General features: G+C 52.2%; 21 protein-coding genes. 1 reads left to right on the forward strand and 20 read right to left on the reverse strand.

Features of this window, described 5'->3' with window-relative positions; translation table 11 throughout:
* Nucleotides 1–51: 51 nt before the first annotated feature.
* The 19 genes from Q4544_RS10365 to Q4544_RS10455 all read right to left on the reverse strand — a co-directional run bounded on the left by Q4544_RS10365 (nt 52) and on the right by Q4544_RS10455 (nt 16,792).
* The gene (locus Q4544_RS10365) at nt 52–699 is read right to left on the reverse strand and encodes a protein-L-isoaspartate(D-aspartate) O-methyltransferase (protein WP_303505990.1); all 648 of its coding nucleotides are present in this window, start codon (nt 697–699) and stop codon (nt 52–54) included.
* A complete protein-coding gene (surE, locus tag Q4544_RS10370; protein WP_303505992.1) occupies nt 696–1,478 on the reverse strand; it encodes a 5'/3'-nucleotidase SurE in 783 nt (260 codons plus the stop codon). Before surE ends, Q4544_RS10365 begins: the two co-directional genes overlap by 4 nt.
* Nucleotides 1,479–1,589: 111 nt before the next feature.
* Entirely contained in the window at nt 1,590–2,234 is a 645-nt protein-coding gene (locus tag Q4544_RS10375) for an SDR family oxidoreductase (protein ID WP_303505994.1), read from the reverse strand.
* Nucleotides 2,235–2,265: 31 nt separating this feature from the next.
* Nucleotides 2,266–2,718, reverse strand: coding sequence for a DUF1284 domain-containing protein (locus tag Q4544_RS10380; protein ID WP_303505996.1), 453 nt, complete (start codon nt 2,716–2,718; stop codon nt 2,266–2,268).
* Nucleotides 2,719–2,723: 5 nt separating this feature from the next.
* Nucleotides 2,724–4,250, reverse strand: a complete 1,527-nt coding sequence (gene purF, locus Q4544_RS10385) for an amidophosphoribosyltransferase (protein WP_303505999.1) — start codon at nt 4,248–4,250, stop codon at nt 2,724–2,726.
* A 567-nt stretch (nt 4,251–4,817) separates the two neighbouring features.
* On the reverse strand, nt 4,818–5,372 hold the full coding sequence (locus tag Q4544_RS10390; protein ID WP_303506001.1) for a CvpA family protein: 555 nt from the start codon (nt 5,370–5,372) through the stop codon (nt 4,818–4,820).
* 28 nt (nt 5,373–5,400) lie between these two features.
* Complete coding sequence (radA, locus tag Q4544_RS10395; RefSeq protein WP_303506003.1) at nt 5,401–6,768, reverse strand: DNA repair protein RadA; 1,368 nt, start codon at nt 6,766–6,768, stop codon at nt 5,401–5,403.
* Between the two features lie 17 nt (nt 6,769–6,785).
* Nucleotides 6,786–7,211 carry a paraquat-inducible protein A gene (locus Q4544_RS10400; protein WP_303506005.1) on the reverse strand — a complete coding sequence of 142 codons (426 nt, stop codon included), beginning with the start codon at nt 7,209–7,211 and terminating at the stop codon, nt 6,786–6,788.
* A gap of 94 nt (nt 7,212–7,305) precedes the next feature.
* Complete coding sequence (locus Q4544_RS10405) at nt 7,306–8,106, reverse strand: DNA repair protein (RefSeq protein WP_303506007.1); 801 nt, start codon at nt 8,104–8,106, stop codon at nt 7,306–7,308.
* Between the two features lie 153 nt (nt 8,107–8,259).
* Nucleotides 8,260–9,006: an ABC transporter ATP-binding protein gene (locus Q4544_RS10410; protein WP_303506009.1), complete on the reverse strand. Its 747-nt coding sequence runs from the start codon at nt 9,004–9,006 to the stop codon at nt 8,260–8,262.
* Complete coding sequence (locus Q4544_RS10415; protein WP_303506011.1) at nt 9,003–9,785, reverse strand: ABC transporter permease; 783 nt, start codon at nt 9,783–9,785, stop codon at nt 9,003–9,005. The genes Q4544_RS10410 and Q4544_RS10415 overlap by 4 nt, the downstream gene beginning before the upstream one ends.
* Nucleotides 9,782–10,816: an alanine racemase gene (gene alr, locus Q4544_RS10420; RefSeq protein WP_303506013.1), complete on the reverse strand. Its 1,035-nt coding sequence runs from the start codon at nt 10,814–10,816 to the stop codon at nt 9,782–9,784. Before alr ends, Q4544_RS10415 begins: the two co-directional genes overlap by 4 nt.
* 148 nt (nt 10,817–10,964) lie before the next feature.
* Complete coding sequence (locus Q4544_RS10425; RefSeq protein ID WP_303506015.1) at nt 10,965–11,927, reverse strand: hypothetical protein; 963 nt, start codon at nt 11,925–11,927, stop codon at nt 10,965–10,967.
* Nucleotides 11,924–13,420, reverse strand: a complete 1,497-nt coding sequence (locus tag Q4544_RS10430; RefSeq protein ID WP_303506017.1) for a replicative DNA helicase — start codon at nt 13,418–13,420, stop codon at nt 11,924–11,926. The genes Q4544_RS10425 and Q4544_RS10430 overlap by 4 nt, the downstream gene beginning before the upstream one ends.
* Nucleotides 13,421–13,688: 268 nt before the next feature.
* Nucleotides 13,689–14,369 carry an orotate phosphoribosyltransferase gene (locus tag Q4544_RS10435; protein WP_303506018.1) on the reverse strand — a complete coding sequence of 227 codons (681 nt, stop codon included), beginning with the start codon at nt 14,367–14,369 and terminating at the stop codon, nt 13,689–13,691.
* Between the two features lie 78 nt (nt 14,370–14,447).
* A complete protein-coding gene (gene pyrC / locus Q4544_RS10440) occupies nt 14,448–15,488 on the reverse strand; it encodes a dihydroorotase (protein WP_303506019.1) in 1,041 nt (346 codons plus the stop codon).
* A gap of 110 nt (nt 15,489–15,598) precedes the next feature.
* Entirely contained in the window at nt 15,599–15,988 is a 390-nt protein-coding gene (locus Q4544_RS10445; RefSeq protein ID WP_303506021.1) for a DUF1761 domain-containing protein, read from the reverse strand.
* A gap of 14 nt (nt 15,989–16,002) precedes the next feature.
* Entirely contained in the window at nt 16,003–16,440 is a 438-nt protein-coding gene (locus tag Q4544_RS10450; protein ID WP_303506023.1) for an SRPBCC domain-containing protein, read from the reverse strand.
* Entirely contained in the window at nt 16,430–16,792 is a 363-nt protein-coding gene (locus Q4544_RS10455) for a helix-turn-helix transcriptional regulator (protein ID WP_303506025.1), read from the reverse strand. Before Q4544_RS10455 ends, Q4544_RS10450 begins: the two co-directional genes overlap by 11 nt.
* 207 nt (nt 16,793–16,999) lie before the next feature.
* Between Q4544_RS10455 and Q4544_RS10460 the strand changes: the two genes are divergently transcribed.
* Nucleotides 17,000–17,278, forward strand: coding sequence for a hypothetical protein (locus Q4544_RS10460; RefSeq protein ID WP_303506027.1), 279 nt, complete (start codon nt 17,000–17,002; stop codon nt 17,276–17,278).
* A gap of 79 nt (nt 17,279–17,357) precedes the next feature.
* Here the strand turns inward: Q4544_RS10460 and infC are convergent, their stop codons facing one another.
* Nucleotides 17,358–17,903 (reverse strand): translation initiation factor IF-3, encoded by a 546-nt coding sequence (infC, locus tag Q4544_RS10465; protein WP_303506247.1) that lies wholly within the window; start codon nt 17,901–17,903, stop codon nt 17,358–17,360.
* Between the last annotated feature and the right edge of the window lie 185 nt (nt 17,904–18,088).

Below are 18,088 nucleotides of genomic sequence, written 5' to 3' on the forward strand. Positions count from 1 at the left end.
GAATAAGGCTGTGCCCACACAAATTACGCGGTCATATAGGCAAAAATACGCTTAGTTGTCACGTGCCAAGCCTTCGACAAGGGGTACAAAACGCACGGGGCGCAGTTCTTCGTAGTCAAATCCGCTTTCACTGCGGACAACTCGGATCATGCTTTGGACGGTGTCAGACTGCCCAACTGGCAAAACCATTATCCCACCGACCTTAAGCTGCGCCAAAAGGGGACCCGGTGCGTCTTCGGCGGCGGCCGTGACGATGATGCGATCAAAGGGGGCTTGTTCCGGCCAGCCAAAACTGCCGTCAGACAAAAATGCAGTGACATTGGTTAGATCAAGGTCTTCGAATACCTTCTGTGCGCCAGACACAAGGCGGCGATGTCGTTCAACCGTATAAACACGCCGCGCAAGATGACTAAGAATGGCTGATTGGTATCCAGAGCCTGTGCCAACCTCGAGGACTTTGTCGCGGGATGTGACATTCAAGGCCTGTGTCATCAGGCCAACAACCGAAGGTTGGCTGATCGTCTGACCACAGGCAATGGGCAAGGGCGTATCTTCGTATGCGCGATCAGCGAAAAGACCTTTGACAAACAGGCCACGGTCGACTTTTTCCATCGCCGTCAAAACGCGTGTGTCCGTAATGCCCTTGCTGCGCAGGGCATACATGAATTGCATTTTACGTTCGGCGACTGTGTCGGTCATTCGATTGCTTTCAAGCTCTCAAGGGCATCATGCGCCGTTAGGTCCGCGCGCATCGGAGTGACTGAGATATACCCCGAGAGATTGGCATTTGCATCTGTATTCGCCGCAGTTTCTGCACGTTGGTCGCCTGTACGAGCCCAAAGGAAACGACGGCCTGCTGGGCTGATCTGCGCTTCGACTGAAAAGTTCGTTGCGACGCGGCGTCCTTGTGCAACAGCGCGAGTGCCTTTTACTGCATCAGCAGGAACCGGTGGGAAGTTCACGTTATAAAAGACGCTATATGGCGCATCAGCATCGGCTGGTTGGGCCAACAGTTTCTTCAATACAGATACGCCATGCCGGGCTGCGGCCTCAAACGGGTCGTCCAAATTGGCATTGTCTGGTCCATAATACTGCGAAAGCGCAACGGCAGGAATGCCTTGCAGGGCAGCTTCCATAGCGGCACCAATAGTGCCTGAGTATAGCGTGTTTTCTGCAGAGTTATTTCCGCGATTGATACCGGATAGAACCAAATCAGGTCGCGCGTCTTTCATGACGTCATAGAGCCCTGCAAGAACACAATCTGCTGGGCTACCTTCGGCTGCAAAGCGGCGTTCGCCCATTTTCGCAATCATCGTAGGGTGGGTGTAGCTGATGCAATGACCAACGCCGGATTGTTCAAAGGCGGGGGCTACAATCCAAACTTCACCATCGGGACCCGCGAGTTCGTTAGCAATTGCTTCGAGAACAATAAGGCCCGGCGCGTTGATGCCGTCATCGTTGGTAATTAGAATACGCATTGACGCTGTGCCCCCAGTGTTTTTCTCTCTCTAAGTGAGGAAAATGCTTGCAGCAAGCGCCCAGCGGGAAATCAAGGCAATTGCCGCAAAATTGTATCGTTCCTGCGTGTTTTACAGACGAAGTTCGGCCAGCAGACGCTTTGCCTCGTCATGAGGGTTGGCCAATGTCTCGCGGTCTTCACCGGGGAAGAAGCGCGCGCGTGTGCCCGTTGGCATGCCATTGGGCGTTAGAATAGACACCTTTGGACCTGTGGCCTGGGTTTCTTTTTGCCAGCTGCTGGCCAACGCAATCTGTGCCGCTTTAGTCGCACCATAAGATCCAAAGAACTTTTCGCCGCCGCGTGGATCGTCAAAGAATACGGCCTGTCCTTCTGAACCCAACAAGGGTGTCAGATATGGGATCAATTGGCCAACGGCTGTCACGTTATTGGCAACCGACTTGGTCCAATCCTTTTGATCAATAAAGGATGCTGGCGTCAAAGGGGCGCCATGTACTGCCGTGTGAATCCAAACGTCAACCTTGCCCCAACGATCAAAAACAGAACGGCAAAGCTGCGCCATTGCATCGACATTGGTGATGTCCATTGGCGCGAGTGTCGCTTGGCCACCCTTTGCCTTAATACGATCATCCAAATCTTCGAGGCCACCAACTGTACGGCCTACGGCAACAACGTGGTATTCGGGCGCTAGGGCCTCGGCGAAAGCAAAACCAAGGCCACGAGAGGCACCGGTCACAAGGGCAAGTTTCTCAGTCATATGCATCCTTTGAACGGACGGCTCTTTGTCGTCAAGAGGCGTCTTTGTCCAAGGGTGTATCTGCCGCATGTAACCGTGACAAGGCAGCTTCGCAGGCGCCTAGTGATAGCCACTGGCAGTTCTGACAGAGAGAACTGAGTTGGCCTGGAGCAACGTTTGACTTGATCCGTTCTAGCGCCTCACCCCAAGTGACGCATTCGCCATCACGCAGACTAAGCGCCTTGGCGTGTCGTTCATCTAATTGCCTGATGGTGTTAATCTTTACGCACCCCAGTCCGCGCCGTTCAGGGCAGGGGGTACAGATGCTATCCGCAACAAAGGTTACTGTGATACGCGTCTGCTCGCCGTTCTTAGAACGCAGCTGACCATTCACAATGTCGCTCATGTTTGCAGTGAAAGCTGGGGAATACCCTGCGCCTTGAAACCCCAAGGCGCAGAGAAAATGGTGAGGCCGAAATCGAACGGGGTTCTTGTTTGCGGCCATCGTTATTATCCCGAAGCGGCAACCCGCGCGTCAGCAGGACGTTTGCCAGCGTCTGGGAACTCTTTGATCTTTTGCGAAACGCGATTGCTGGATTCTAATGAATCCAGATATTCTTTGGTGACGCTCCCGGTAATGTATTTGCCGTCAAAGCAAGAGCAGTCAAAGGCGTCGATGTCTTTGTTGCCTTCACGCGCGGCCCAGATCAGATCGTCAAGCTTTTGATAGAACAATGCGTCTGCACCAAGCTCTTGGCGAATTTCCTCAACGGTACGACCATGTGCAATCAACTCGTGTTTGGTTGGCATGTCGATGCCATACACGTTTGGATATTTCACCGGTGGAGAAGCACTTGCGACGTAAACTTTTTTAGCGCCCGCATCGCGGCACATCTGAACGATTTTCTTGATTGTGTTGCCACGTACGATGGAGTCATCAATCAACAAAACGTTTTTGCCTTCGAATTCCAGCGGAACAGCGTTCAGCTTGCGGCGCACAGATTTTTGGCGCTCTTCTTGACCTGGCATGATGAAGGTACGGCCCACATAGCGGTTCTTCACCAAACCTTCGCGATAGCGGATACCGGTAGAGTTCGCGACTTCTAGTGCAACAGGGCGCGCGGAATCAGGAACAGGGATAATGCTGTCGATTTCTAGGTTTGCGTCCTGGATTTGCTTGGCCAAGGTTTGGCCCATGCGGATCTGGCTTTTGTAGACAGAAATCTCGTCCAACATGGAATCTGGACGCGCCAGATAGACATATTCAAAGATGCATGGCGTCAGCTTGCCTTCGGCAGCTTGGAATGTGTGCATCTTGCCGTCTAGGTCGATCAAGATTGCTTCGCCCGGCTTAACGTCACGCAGCTTTTCGAAACCATTGATGCCAAATGCAACGTCTTCTGAGGCGAACGCAAACTCGTCACCTTCGCCGTCGACTTCGCGTTTTGCAACGGAAAGCGGGCGGATGCCATGTGGGTCACGGAACGCCATCATACCAACACCGGCAATCATCGTAATAACAGAGTAGGCGCCTTGAACGCGCTCCATCATCATTTTGACACCTGCAAACAGGTTGCGGATTGGATCAGATGTGCCGTTCACTTTGATGCTGTCAGAAATCTTATCTGCCAGAACGTTCAGCATGATTTCGGAATCTGATGTTGTCCGAAGGTGACGGCTGTATTTAGCCGTTACTTTCTGGCGTTGCTCAGCAGTGTTTGTGATGTTGCCGTTGTGAACCAGATAGATCCCGTAAGGCGCGTTCACAAAGAATGGTTGTGCTTCGGATGCACTTAGCGAACCAGCCGTTGGGTAACGCACATGTCCGATGCCGGTCTTGCCGACCAAGTTCTTTGCTTCGTCAGGGCCAAATACATCTTTGACAAGGCCTTTGGCTTTTAGTTCGCGAAAGAACTCACCATTATATGTGACGATGCCTGAGGCATCTTGTCCACGATGCTGCAACATAAGCAGACCGTCATAAAGCTCCGCAAAGACATCGTTATTCCGGTTTGAGATGCCTAGAATCCCGCACATAGAATGGCTCCAATTCCACAGGTGTACTGTTGTTCAGTTTCGGTTGTGCCTGGCTCTGGTTTGGTTGCACCAACGGGCGCAACGTGGCCAAAGTGTAGCACGTTATGAGATGAATCTTGCAAGATCATAACACGCGCCCTGCTTCTAAAGTGAGTGTTTGGCTCGATAACGATGCGAAATGATGCATCAAATCAGCTACCAAAGGCACACAAAAAAACGCGCCAGAAGAAAGGCGCGTTGGAGAGCGGTTGAAGATCGGTTGGGTGTTCGCACGATTATACGCGCGACGCTTCGACATATGGCACGGGCTGGTTGAGACATTGATCGAATGTGCACTGGACGATTCCACACAATGCATAGGCAAAGTACCCATGTTGTTAGAATGCGTAATTTGGCTGACCAAGATCTGGCTCCGAATCCTAAAAGCTTGCTTGCGCCCCTCTTAGAGGGTCGCGCCCAATATGTCACGAAACTAACACAAAGCATCTGCGGGAAAGAGTGTAATCAGGAAACACAATTAAAAAACCCGGCGCAATGGCCGGGTTTCAAATTCGAATGTCGCTGTCTTTACTGACCGCAGTTGGCAACCAACTCTTCGTATTGTGCTGTGATCCAACCCAGTGCCTGTGCTGGGTCACGGTCTTCGATGTGACCAGTGACGCGGGCAAAGACTGTTGCGGAACGGCTATCGTCGACCATGGCAATGTCTTGGCTCGTGACAACGGTTTCATACACAAAGAAAGCGATCGCGACCAATAGGATGCCGCGCAATACGCCGAACAAGAACCCTAGGCCTTGGTCCAATCCACCTAGTGCGGATCGTTGGATGAGCGATGAAAACAGCGGTGTGAACAGGGATACAACCACCAACGCGGCTGCAAACACGGCAGCAAACGCCGCGATAATTGCCAGCTCACAACTATCTGCAAGATACTGACCAACAACTGGCACTTCTTTCACCAGTGGCTCGACCTGTGGTGCAAAGAGAAATGCCAAGACTGCGGCGGCGATCCAACCGACAATTGCCATGCCCTCGCGCACCAAACCGCGCGAATAGGCCAGCAAGGCCGATAGGATAATGACGCCAGCTACGACGCCGTCGATAATAGTAAAACCGTCCATGGGTTTGTCCTGTCCCTCTTCGCTGGCGCTATCCTGCGCCAAATATGTCTCCCACGAATTGGGTCAAATCACCAAGTTGATTTAATGCCATGCCTGACACTGTTGGAGATTTGCCACCCTTCGGGGCTATTGCAGACGTGAAACCAAGTTTTTGGGCTTCTTTCAACCTGTTTTCTGTCTGACTGACGGGCCGAAGCGCGCCAGATAGTGAAATTTCGCCAAATACGACAGTGTCTGCAGGGATACTCGCGTCTTCACGCGCAGAGAGAAGTGCCGCGGCAACGGCTAAATCTGCAGCCGGTTCATTGATTTTCATGCCACCAGCGACGTTTAGATACACATCAAGCCCAGTAAACGGGATTCCACAGCGTGCTTCGAGCACAGCGAGAATCATCGCAAGCCTGCTGTTGTCCCAACCAACAACCGCGCGTCGCGGTTGCGCATGGGGGCTTGGCGCGACGAGAGCTTGAAGTTCAACCAAGACTGGCCGGGTTCCTTCGATGCCAGCAAAAACTACAGAGCCGGGGGCAGGGGTGCCTCTTTCGGACAGGAATAGCGCAGATGGGTTGGTAACTTGGGATAGGCCACGGCCCGTCATTTCGAAAACGCCGATCTCATCTGCCGCGCCAAACCGGTTTTTCACGGCGCGCAGGACACGGAACTGGTGGCCGCGTTCTCCTTCAAAATACAAAACCGTATCGACCATATGTTCGACAACACGTGGACCGGCGATCTGGCCGTCCTTGGTAACGTGGCCGACAATGATGACCGACATGTTCTTGCGTTTGGCAAATGACGTCAGCTCATGGGCTGCAGCACGTACTTGGCTAACAGAACCGGGGGCAGAGCCAACGCTGTCCGACCACATCGTTTGAATCGAATCGATAATCGCCAGTTGTGGTTTCTCATTATCAAGCGTCGTCAGGATGTCGCGCAGATTGGTTTCCGCAGCAAGTTGTACCGGAGCATCTGTAAGTTCTAATCGTTGGGCACGCATACGGACCTGGGCCGAAGCTTCTTCGCCTGACACGTAAATGGTCTTTAGACCCTGGCGCGCGAATTGCGCGGCGGCTTGAAGTAACAAGGTCGATTTACCAATCCCCGGATCACCGCCGACCAAAATCGCAGACGCTGGGACAAGACCGCCACCAAGCACCTGATCCAGTTCAGACATGCCGGACAAAGTTCGTTGGGGTGGGTCTTCTTCAGTTTGCAGGTCGGTCAACATGACAGATCTGCCTTTGGAACTGCCCAAAGAGGCCGCAGCGGGGCCGGCCGATAACGGCGTGTCCTCGGAGATGGTATTCCATTCCCCGCAGCCGTCGCAGCGACCGGACCATTTATTGAAAACTGACCCGCAAGCCGTGCATGAGAACGTTGTTTTTGATTTTGCCATGTTCTCGTTTTGCCCCCTTATCGCTTGTGCGTCAAATGACTAATCGCGATTGAGGCTAAAATGCATCCAGTAAAGACATATAAACCCCAAGCTGTTTGCACGGTAGCGATGCCAACTCCCTTAACAATCACCACATAAAGCGCGATCAAGAAGATGTCAGCCATTGCCAGTTTACCTAGGAATTCCAATACCGTCAGCACTTTGCGTCGAAGATACCCAAAGTGAATGAGCGCAAGCCCGATTGTTTTTAGCATGGGGGCAAAGATGGCAAAGAACGTTACCAGCAAAGCTAATAACGGGTCCGAACCCCAAAGGGATTGTAGGCCAGAAATAACAGAGATTTCGGATAGCCCGAAAAGTGGCAATAGCCCTGCGCGTAGCAGGGGGGCGAACCAACTAAGTGGAAATAGGATCAAGAGTAAGAGATTGGCGTAACGCAGCATTTTCTATCCTGAAAAAGATTTTGTCTGCGTTACCTAAGTTATCGTTGCGATAAATTCACTGGGCAAGATTGCCGTTTCAATGACAAATTTCGATTTATTGGGGCCGCGGCGCTTTGCGATCACGTTGGCTGGGCACTTTAGTGGTCGTCGTCGGTGCCAATTTAACCACGTTGGGATCAGCATCGAACTCGTATCCAAGACTTGGCAACAGCTCCAATAAATCCGCTTCAAGCCGTTCAATTTGGACCTGCGCGACACGCTCTTCTGCCTCGACGTCTTCTAACCAACGTTTCAAATCATTGCAGGTGCTTTGCGCAACGTCGATCCGTTCGGCCATCACGTCGACCTCTGATTGGCGTTGATCAAGGAAACTCCTAGCCCGCTGAATTTTTTCATCAGAATATATGCGGGCGAGGTCGCGCGACTGAAAACTCATTTGAGCAGCGATTTCCAAAATCTCCGGTTCAAGGTGGCCGAGGTCTGGGTGATCGCGAAGGTGCAAAAGGCGCTCGCGAACGGCATCGAATTCTTTGGATAGCGTAAACGCCCCATCGCGATCTGATTGATGGCTGATCTGATAGGCCCGCGCCACATCCTGCATATTCATCGAGAATTTACGGTGTGACCGTTCCAATTGCATGATGCGCGAATGAGTTGGCAGGAAAGCGCATAATCCAAGGATCATTGCCGTCACGCCAAGTTGAAAGATCATGCCTGCGTTTTCAACCGGCACATCTCCAAACTTGATGTCTAACGTCAGCCACGGCCAAAGCCCCACCAACGCCACGACCGAATAGGTGACCGTAGCTAAAGCCAACGCGAGAAGTGTAAACAATGCGGATGTTTGAACGACCCTCAAAACATCCAGCAAAAACTTGCTAAAACCGTTACTCATATTTCATCCCTCAGACCCCATAGTCTCATCTAAGGGGCGTTTCTGGCAAGGAAATTTTCTTTCAGAAACAATTGGATGGCGTTTTGGGGCTTTGTTTTACGTGAGGAAACAGTCGAAAGTTAACCAATTGTTAGGGCGAATCTGCTGCCAAATTTAGCGCACGGCGGCGATAGGGCCTTCGGCGCGTCCATGAATAAATTGATCCAAAAATGGATCGCCGCTCGCGTCCATATCAGACACCGCGCCTGTCCACTTTATGACCCCGTCGTGTAGCATCGCAACCTTATCGGCTATGGCCCGTACGCTTGTCATATCATGGGTAATTGTCATCGCCGTCGCGCCCATCTCAACAACAATTTCTCGGATCAAGTCATTGATAACGCCAGACATAATTGGGTCTAGGCCCGTCGTTGGCTCATCGAAAAAGATAATTTCAGGCTCTGCTGCAATGGCACGGGCTAGGCCGACACGTTTTTGCATACCGCCAGATAACTCAGAGGGGAAAAGGTCAGCCACATCCGGTGTCAGCCCGACCCGGCGCAATTTCTCTATGGCGATGTCCCGGGCTTCGGATTTCGGGCGCTTTAACGAACCACGCAGCAATCGAAAAGCAACGTTTTGCCAGACAGTCAGACTGTCAAATAAGGCACCACCCTGAAAAAGCATCCCAAAACGTGCTAAAAATGCATCTCGGTCAGCTTTTGTGACGTCTTGATCGGCCACAAGAATCTGCCCTTGATCAGGCGCGACAAGGCCAAGAACTGACTTAAGCATCACGGATTTACCGGTGCCCGAGCCACCGATAATGACCATGCTTTCACCCTTAGGAATTTCTAGGTTAATACCTCGAAGGACCTGTTTAGGACCAAAGCTTTTGTGGACGTCTTTAAGTGTGATCATGATGAGAAAAACACCGATGTCAGAAGGAAATTCGCCGCAAGGATCAACACCGCTGCAGCTTGGACCGAAGATTTCGTCGCCTGTCCGACACCTTGCGCGCCACGGCCCGATTGCATGCCAAAGTAGCAGCCCATCGTCGCGGCAATGCCCCCAAAGGCGCAGCCCTTGATGAGCGAGCTTACAATGTCAGACACTTCAAGGAAATCGACTGTATTCTTGATGTAGCTTGCAGGGTTGAACCCAAGCTGCTGCGTCCCAACGATAAACCCGCCAAAAATACCAATAATATCACCAATGCCGACGAGGATAGGCACAACAATCAATGCAGCTAATACACGTGGTGCAGTCAAGTATTTCATTGGATGCGTTGACAAGGTGACAAGCGCGTCAATTTGTTCGGTCACTTTCATTGTGGCAATTTCAGCCGCGATAGACGACGTGACACGGGCCGCAATCATCAGGCCAACCAACACAGGCCCCAACTCGCGCACCATACCGATGGCTACAATCTGAGGCACAACCGCTTCGGCGCTAAACCGTGCGCCACCCGCAAAAATCTGCAATGCCAACGCGCCGCCGGTAAAGAAGGCGGTTAAGCCAACCACGGGTAGTGACAGCCAGCCAATTTGCATCAGTGCGGTAAAGAATTCACGCCAGTAAAAGGGCGGGCGGAACATGTGGCTGATGCCTTCTAGGGCGAAAATGCACACGCGCCCTGTCATCGCAAACAATGCCAATGTTGCGCGTCCAAGATGTGCGAGTGGCGTCAAAAGGATCATGAAATATAGCGCCTGTTGTAACGGTTGCCTAACGACGTCAAAATTTCATAGCCGATGGTGCCTGCAGCGTCCGCTAAAACATCCACAGTTTGATCTGCTGTTAAAATACCTAGTTCGCGCGGATCTTCGCCTAGGTCGGTGATGTCGACACCGATCATGTCCATCGAAATGCGTCCAATCACAGGGCAGGCGGTGCTGCCGTGGTAGACCTGCATATCGCTCCCCATTGCGCGCAACAAACCATCGGCATAGCCAGCGGCGATTGTTGCAACACGCGTCGGTCGTTGCGCTGTCCAAGTATTTGAATACCCAACGGTTTCGCCGACTTCTAGATCACGGCATTGAATGACAGGGATCGCGACTTGGGCAACTGGTTCTGCATCGGCGAATGGAAAACCACCATAAAGCCCAACACCGGGCCGCGTGACATCGAAGTGATAATCCGGCCCAAGTAATATGCCACCAGTCGCGGCCAAGCTTCTTGGCGCATCAAGACCTGCGGTTACCTCCTTGAACACTTTGAGTTGCTGCGCGTTCATCGGATGATCTGGTTCGTCGGCACAGGCCAAATGTGACATCACAAGGCTTGGTTTCTGTTTCTCCGCGACATCGCGCAAAGCAGCCCATTCCGCCGGTTCCATTCCAAGACGGTTCATACCGGTGTCAATTTGGATACCAAAATCATGCCCCGGCAGGCTTTCTACATGACGCAGCAATTGATCAATTGAGTTGATCATCGGCGTCAATTGCAGATCATGGATCATGTCTGTATCGCCAGACATGTGCCCAGAGAAAATGTTGATTTCTGGTCCGGGTCCAAGTGCGGCGCGTAAGTCAGCACCTTCTTCGGTTGCCGCGACAAAAAACTTGCGTACGCCAGCGTTTGCTAGGCTTCGCCCGACGCGCTGGACACCTAAACCGTACCCGTCTGCCTTTACGACAGCGGCGGTTTCAGACGATGATTTTGCATCTAGCGCTTTCCAGTTTCGGACAAGCGCTGCGAGGTCAATTGAGAGTGTTGCAGTAGCCATGGGCGTTAGTTGAAGCTACGCGCCGGTCAGGTCAAGTGATTTTGTCATGTTTGAAAAGAGGTGCGGTTATCGCCACACTTTGCTCTGTGCGAAAAGCTATGTGAGCGCACGGATTTGGTAGGGCGTAACATCACGCCAAAAGGGGCGTCTATGTCTCTAAATCCGCAACAGCGGCCTCAATTGCGGCTGTCGCTAGTTGCGATCGCAATGATACGTCTTCCTTATCTGGGATCGGATAGGCATCATCTGCCGATAGATCAGACAGGTCAAAAAGGGCAGGTAGCTCTGGGCAGTAAGTAGCGCGTAGCTCTTCGTTTCTGGAGGCATTTGCTTGCATGATACGGCGACGTGTTTCTAAATCTAGGCAATCAGACGTACGAATAGCCCCCTCGGGCCTGTTGCGCAGAATATGGCGGATGACTTCGCGCGTGTTAATTTCAGGATTACGTCGCTTTAGTGCACCCAGTTGTTCTGACACTTCCTTTGACAGTGTCCCATTGGCGCTTGGGTAGCTGTAATTTGCCGCTAAATCCGCTGGAATACCTGAGTGTTGCGCAAAGTCTTGCAGCACATCACCGCCTGGGAAAAGGGCCCGTTCAAAAGGTCGCACAATTAAGTTCCGCGAACCGAAAGTTGCCCCAAAATGAGATAGGATTTGCCCATAGTCTAAATGGGTCAAACCGGCTGCGTATTCTTCTGGGGTACCTTGATAACGTCCATTCTTAACGCGCTGCTTGTACATGGCCTCTGCGTATTTGTCCTGGCGGCGCAGATATACGATCACTTTGCTTTTGATCCGCAAGGCTGCTGGCAGGTGTTTGGCAAAAAAACGTGCGATGTCAGGTCGGAAAAACATCTCTGACGAAATGAAGCATGTCTTGTCTCTGTTTTGCGAAAGTTCAGCTAAAATGTCTTCGCCGACTGCCTCGCCATGACCTTTGCGGATCGATGGGATGACCGAGTTATGCGCTATATTCGTTCGACCAGCCTGCACATAATGCAGACCAGCCTCGGCAAGAGGCTCTGTTTGCGTTTTCAGAAAACCCTGCAACGTTGTCGTGCCCGTCTTTTGCGAGCCAATGTGCAGAATTAACCGAGGGCGGTCCGTCATTCGTAACCTTGATCTTGCTGCCAAGGCTTCACAAGGTTGCCAAAGCGCGTGAATTGAGCTTCGAACGATAGGTCCACAGTCCCAATTGGCCCGTGACGCTGCTTACCAATAATAACTTCGGCGCGCGCGTGTAAACGTTCCATCTCTTCTTGCCATGCGGCCATGCGCTCTAGGTCATGTTCGCCGGGTTTTTCCCGTTCTTTGTAATATTCTTCTCGGAATACGAACATTACCACATCGGCATCCTGCTCGATGGAACCGGATTCACGAAGGTCTGACAGTTGTGGGCGTTTATCATCGCGACTTTCGACCGTACGCGACAGCTGGGAGAGCGCGATCACTGGGATGTTCAGCTCTTTCGCGATTGCCTTCATACCCATTGAGATTTCGCCAATCTCTTGGACACGGTTTTCGGCGGTACCACGGCAAAGCTGCAAGTAGTCGATGATCAAGACATCCAGACCATGCGTCCGCTTAAGGCGTCGCGCACGTGCCGCAAGCTGTGCTATCGGCAGGGCAGGCGTGTCATCAATATAAAGCGGGCAGGCCTCTAAAGCTTTGGCGGCGTCAACAAAGCGGCGGAATTCTTGTTCGGTCATATCGCCGCGACGAATTTGCTGCGATGGTACTTCCGACGCTTCAGACAAAATACGCGCTGCCAGCTGTTCGGAGCTCATTTCCAAAGAATAGAACCCAACAATGCCGCCTTCGACGGCACCTTCTGTGCCATCTGGACGGATGCCTTTTTTATAGGCTTTGGCCACGTTAAACGCGATGTTTGTTGCCAACGAGGTTTTCCCCATCGACGGACGACCCGCTAGGATCAAAAGGTCAGAAGGGTGCAAACCGCCAAGTTTCGAATCCAAATCAACTAGCCCAGTCGAAACACCGGCCAAGCCACCATCCCTCTGATACGCTGCGTTCGCCGTTTGAACCGCTTCGGTCACAGCCTTAAGGAAGGAAACAAATCCGCTGTCGGTCTTGCCTTGCTCGGAAAGCTTATAAAGCGCTTGTTCCGCTTGAACGATTTGCTCGCGCGGTTCTTCGGTGACGTCCATCTTTGTGGCACGGTCAGCGATGGTTTGACCAAGCCCGATCAATTCACGGCGGATCGCCATGTCGTAGATCATCTGCGCATAGTCTTTTGCCGCATAGGCAGAAATAGCCGCGCCGGCGAGACGTGCCAGATAGGCAGGGCCACCAAGTTCCTTCAGGCCATCGTCATCTTCTAAGAAAGCTTTCAGTGTAACGGGCGAGGCTAGGTTGTTTTTAGCAATCCGCGCGGCCGCGACTTCGTAGATGCGGGCGTGAACCGGATCGTAAAAATGCGAAGAGTTGATGACCGACGCAACACGGTCAAAGATGTCGTTGTTGGTCAGGATCGCACCCAGAAGCTGTTGTTCAGCCTCGATGGAATGCGGCATGATATCGCCGTCTTGTTCTGCTGCCTGGGCCTCGAGGGCACCCGGATTTATTGTTGTAAGCTCGTTCATACTGCTCCCCCGGTACATTCGCGGGTCTTGTTTTTATCCGCGTGCCCCCACCAGAACAGGTTCTAGCGAATTTTTGGCCGTGGGAATATCGGGAAAGGTTGGTTGATAACCCTTGGATAACCCTGTGGACAAAAATCGACTCTGGTAGAGCGTTTTTACGCGGCGCCTAGATATAGTGGCACAAACGGCGCTAATCGCCAAATGTGTAATGCGAGACCCCGCCCGAATCACATATCCGGGCGGTTTTATTCACAGGCTGTCCACAGGGTTAGTCGCGTTTGTTGGCTTCTTGCCAAGCGCGTGGGTCTTTCAAGAATGTCTCTACTTCGCTTAACGTCGCCTCATCAAAGGCATTTTGCGCACGGGCTTCAGCCAAGACATCCCACCATGTGCAAAGGTAATGCAGTTCAACACCGTGGTCGCCCAGCGTCTTTTTCGTTTCTGGGAAGATGTCGTAGTAGAAAATCACAGCGGTATGGCCACAGGTCGCTCCGGTTTCACGGATTGCGTCCACGAACGACAGTTTTGAGCCACCGTCTGTTGTTAGGTCTTCAACCAGCAATACACGTTCGCCTTCGCTCATCGCGCCTTCGATACGTGCATTACGGCCATAGCCTTTTGGCTTTTTGCGCACGTATGTCATTGGCAGCGCCATACGTTCGGCGACAAGTGCTGCAAAAGGAATGCCTGCGGTTTCGCCACCCGCAATGTTGTCAAACGCCTCAAAACCCGCGTTGCGCATTGTGGTGACTGTTAGGAAATCCATCAATGTGCTGCGAATACGTGGATATGAGATCAACTTGCGGCAATCAATGTAGCTTGGGCTCGGAAGGCCTGATGCCAAGATATAGGGCTCTAGCGTGTTGAAGTTAACGGCCTTGATTTCCAAAAGCATGCGCGCTGTCAGGCGGGCGATTTCTTCGCGGCTTGGGTAGCTGGTTGGGATCATGGCGTTTATCCTTTGGCGGTGTCGTTGGCAGCAGCGGAGGGAGCCTCCGGCGGGAGTATTTATAGAAAGATGAAGGGGTTAGGTTGCGGTCCAAAAAACCGGAAAACCGGGATCAAAAACGGTTACGGGGCCGTCTTGGGATTCGATTTTTTCTGGGAACTGGGTCGCTGTACTAGATTTAGTAAGTGTCAGCGTATCGCTGTTAACGGGCAAGCCGTAAAACGCTGGTCCGTTCTTTGATGCGAAGCCTTCGAGGTTTTGCAGCGCGTTTTCTTCTTCGAACACATGCGCCAGCAGAGACATCGTGTTGGTCGCGGTAAAGCAACCCGCACAGCCGCAGCTGTTTTCTTTCAGCGGGTCGGTATGCGGGGCAGAGTCTGTACCCAAGAAGTACCGCGCATCGCCAGATGTCGCCGCTGCACGCAGTGCAAGGCGGTGCTCTTCGCGTTTGGCGACAGGCAAGCAGTAGTAATGCGGTTTGATCCCGCCCACGAGGATGTGGTTGCGGTTGATGATCAAGTGGTGGGTTGTGATCGTGGCACCAAGATCTTTGTCGTTGGCTTTGACATAGTCCACGCCGTTGGATGTTGTGATGTGCTCCATCACAACCTTTAGGCCGGGTGTTGCTTGGCGGATTGGGTCAAGAACGCGATCAATAAACACCGCTTCACGGTCGAAAATATCAATCTCTGCGTCTGTGACTTCGCCATGCACACAAAGCGGCAGACCGATCTCTGCCATTTTCTCAAGCACCGGGCGGACGTTGTCAAAGTTCTGTACGCCGGAAGCCGAGTTGGTGGTCGCGCCGGCTGGATAAAGCTTTACCGCTTTGACTAAACCGCTGGCATGGGCTGCGGCGACATCTTCTGGATCTGTGTTTTCGGTAAGATACAGAACCATCAGCGGGTCAAATTGCATACCCTCGGGCAGGGCGGCCAAAATACGCTCTCGATATGCAGCAGCTTGGTCACCGGTCACAACCGGTGGGACCAAGTTGGGCATGATAATACCACGCGCAAAATGTCGAGCAGTTTCAGGCAGCACAGCTTGCATCATCGCGCCGTCGCGCAGGTGCAGGTGCCAGTCGTCAGGGCGGGCAATTGTGAGGCTTTGGGTCATGCATGCCGATTACACAAGATAGGCGATGCGATCCAGAGGGATTCAATATGTTCTTGTAAATAAGCTGCGGTTTCAGCGAGCCGAGACGTGCCGGCTCGCTGAATGTAAGCTTAGAAAACGCCTTGGCACACAATCATGATGGCGCCCGCGAATACGACAAACCCACCGTCGATCATGATGGCGGCTGTTGATTTTTGACTAAACGCATCTTGCGCCATGACCAAAGTTGCCCCTGCAAGGATCGCAACAATTGCTGTCGTCAGTGCGTGGGTTTGCGCCGTCATTCCGACGACTAAGGCCAATACAAACAAAGCTATAAGCTGCAGGATCATAGCCATCCAGGGCATCGTTTCCGGCGGTTCCGGGCTGATCCTAGAGCCCAAAGCCCAAGTTTTTCCAAGCATTTTAGGGCTGTAATACAGCCAACCGAACAGGAAAGCGGCGATTGTGCCGACAATAACAGCCGTCCAATTCAATGGGTCCGTGGTCATCGTTTCCATTTCTCGTTCCTTTTTTATCCGACAGCTTCAGAAAGGGCTTCCAAGATGTTTTTCCATCCGCCCAAGTGGTTGTCGCGCTTTTCTTCGTCGTAGAATGTGACGTGGGTTAGGGTGATATGGGTGCCGTCCCCTTCGGGGCGCAGATCTAATGTGACTTCGCTGTCAGCCGGTGAGAATGCGCTTTCCCACGTAAAAACAATCTGGCTGTGGCGCGCGATTTTTTTGTATATGCCTTGGTGTTGAATATCTTGATCACCTGCACGCATGATAATTTCAAATTGACCGCCTTCGCGGGCATCTGACTTGGCGCTTGGTACCGTCATATCGGGACCGGGGCGCATAAAACGAGCAAGCATCTCTGGGTCGAGCCAAGCATTAAACACTTTCTCAACAGGGGCGGCGATTACGCGGTCCGTGGACAGGCGTAGGTCTGAGCGGGTTTCAGTCGTCATTGGCAGTCTCCTTTGTGAGTATCTCATCCAGCGCTTCAAGGCGCATGGCCCAGATGGACCGCAACTCTGAAAACCAAAGGTCGATCAAACGTAGGGGCTCGATCTGCACTTCGATAATATGCTCGCGCCACTCTGTGCGACGCAGAACAAGACCCGCCCGTTCCAACACTTTGATGTGTTTGGAAACGGAGTTGAGGCTCATATCAAAGTGCTGTGCCAGCGCAGTCACGCGAGATGGTCCGTGCTGAGCGAGCAGCGTCAGCAGGGCCCGGCGTGTAGGATCACTGGCGGCCTTTAGTATGTCGTTGAGTTGGATGTCATCTTTTAATTCAACCATATGGGTGAATAACATTGCGCGCGCCTTCAGTCAACCGGTTGGGTTAATGAGGTGAAAAATCTCGCTTAAGGCAATGAAATGAATTACACTCTACCTAGAGGTGATTTGATGGTTGAGGAAATTTGGAGAAGTTTTCGAAGGCTTCCTGTTTGGGTTCAACTTTGGATGAGTTGTTGGCTGGTGCCAGTGAACATTATTCCGCTGTTCTTTTTTGGGCAGGGAATGAGTTCACACTGGATCGCAGCCCTAGCCCTCGCAGGACTGTTGCCTAATCTAGGGATTCTGCTGCGTGATCGGGGCTTTAGCAGCCTAATGGCGTTGCCTCATTTGATATTTTGGACACCGCTTGTGTTTCTGATTTGCCTTACGTTGCTTGAGAATGGGGCAGACGGTACATATCAGTTGATGCTGATTGTGCTGCTGGTGACCAACTTTATCTCGCTTGTGTTTGATCTGCGCGATTGGGTGGCCTGGTGTGCTGGGGACCGCGACGTTGCTTAGATAGAACGTTGCTTAGGTAGAAACGAAAAACCCCCGGCGTTCAGCCGAGGGTTATGAATGTCTTAACTTGCGAAAGCAGTTATTTAGGAAGTGGGCCGATCATCATGATCATCTGGCGGCCTTCCATTTTGGGCATGCTTTCGACCTTGCCGTGTTCCTTCGTATCCTCGGAAACGCGGATCAGAAGTTCACGACCAAGGTTTTGGTGCGCCATCTCGCGGCCCCTGAAACGCAGGGTGACTTTAACTTTGTCGCCCTTTTCTAGGAACTTATAGACGCTGCGCATCTTAACTTCGTAGTCGTGTTTATCGGTGTTAGGGCGGAATTTCACCTCTTTCACCTGGATCGTGGTTTGTTTCTTACGCGCCTCAGATTCACGTTTCTGAGTTTCGTATTTGAACTTACCATAGTCCATAATTTTACAGACAGGGGGCGTTGCGTTAGGAGAGATTTCAACTAAGTCGAGCTCTACTTCAGCGGCCAGCGACATCGCTTTAGCCGGAGTAACGACTCCGTGGTTTTCGCCTTCTGCGCCGATCAAACGAATTTCTGGTGCACGAATGCGATCGTTGATGCGAGGGCCTGTTTCGCGCTGCGGAGGCGCGTTGTGTGGTCTGCGGGCTATGGTTTTGATCCTTCGATAATTGAGCCTTTGTGCGACGCAAACTATATGCGGGATTGTGCCTATTCAAGCGGTTAATCGGCGGTTGTGAGCCAATTTAGGCGACTTTCCCCCTTGAGGTGAGACAAATACCCAGTCATTTGGTGAACCATCAACACAGACCCGCCTTTGCGGGGTAACAAATTACG

The sequence above is a fragment of the Cognatishimia sp. 1_MG-2023 genome (genome assembly GCF_030548175.1).
Classification (GTDB): Bacteria; Pseudomonadota; Alphaproteobacteria; order Rhodobacterales; family Rhodobacteraceae; genus Cognatishimia.

Coding starts and splice junctions, on each gene's coding strand:
- Q4544_RS10435 (WP_303506018.1), bottom strand. CDS start 14,369: ATGATCCCAACCAGCTACCCAAGCCGCGAAGAAATCGCCCGCCTGACA.
- Q4544_RS10455 (WP_303506025.1), bottom strand. CDS start 16,792: ATGTTATTCACCCATATGGTTGAATTAAAAGATGACATCCAACTCAAC.
- Q4544_RS10460 (WP_303506027.1), top strand. CDS start 17,000: ATGAGTTCACACTGGATCGCAGCCCTAGCCCTCGCAGGACTGTTGCCT.
- Q4544_RS10405 (WP_303506007.1), bottom strand. CDS start 8,106: ATGAGTAACGGTTTTAGCAAGTTTTTGCTGGATGTTTTGAGGGTCGTT.
- Q4544_RS10400 (WP_303506005.1), bottom strand. CDS start 7,211: ATGCTGCGTTACGCCAATCTCTTACTCTTGATCCTATTTCCACTTAGT.
- Q4544_RS10410 (WP_303506009.1), bottom strand. CDS start 9,006: ATGATCACACTTAAAGACGTCCACAAAAGCTTTGGTCCTAAACAGGTC.
- Q4544_RS10425 (WP_303506015.1), bottom strand. CDS start 11,927: ATGACGGACCGCCCTCGGTTAATTCTGCACATTGGCTCGCAAAAGACG.
- purF (WP_303505999.1), bottom strand. CDS start 4,250: ATGTGCGGGATTCTAGGCATCTCAAACCGGAATAACGATGTCTTTGCG.
- Q4544_RS10390 (WP_303506001.1), bottom strand. CDS start 5,372: ATGGACGGTTTTACTATTATCGACGGCGTCGTAGCTGGCGTCATTATC.
- Q4544_RS10365 (WP_303505990.1), bottom strand. CDS start 699: ATGACCGACACAGTCGCCGAACGTAAAATGCAATTCATGTATGCCCTG.
- radA (WP_303506003.1), bottom strand. CDS start 6,768: ATGGCAAAATCAAAAACAACGTTCTCATGCACGGCTTGCGGGTCAGTT.
- Q4544_RS10430 (WP_303506017.1), bottom strand. CDS start 13,420: ATGAACGAGCTTACAACAATAAATCCGGGTGCCCTCGAGGCCCAGGCA.
- Q4544_RS10415 (WP_303506011.1), bottom strand. CDS start 9,785: ATGATCCTTTTGACGCCACTCGCACATCTTGGACGCGCAACATTGGCA.
- Q4544_RS10450 (WP_303506023.1), bottom strand. CDS start 16,440: ATGACGACTGAAACCCGCTCAGACCTACGCCTGTCCACGGACCGCGTA.
- surE (WP_303505992.1), bottom strand. CDS start 1,478: ATGCGTATTCTAATTACCAACGATGACGGCATCAACGCGCCGGGCCTT.
- pyrC (WP_303506019.1), bottom strand. CDS start 15,488: ATGACCCAAAGCCTCACAATTGCCCGCCCTGACGACTGGCACCTGCAC.
- Q4544_RS10445 (WP_303506021.1), bottom strand. CDS start 15,988: ATGGAAACGATGACCACGGACCCATTGAATTGGACGGCTGTTATTGTC.
- alr (WP_303506013.1), bottom strand. CDS start 10,816: ATGGCTACTGCAACACTCTCAATTGACCTCGCAGCGCTTGTCCGAAAC.
- Q4544_RS10375 (WP_303505994.1), bottom strand. CDS start 2,234: ATGACTGAGAAACTTGCCCTTGTGACCGGTGCCTCTCGTGGCCTTGGT.
- Q4544_RS10380 (WP_303505996.1), bottom strand. CDS start 2,718: ATGGCCGCAAACAAGAACCCCGTTCGATTTCGGCCTCACCATTTTCTC.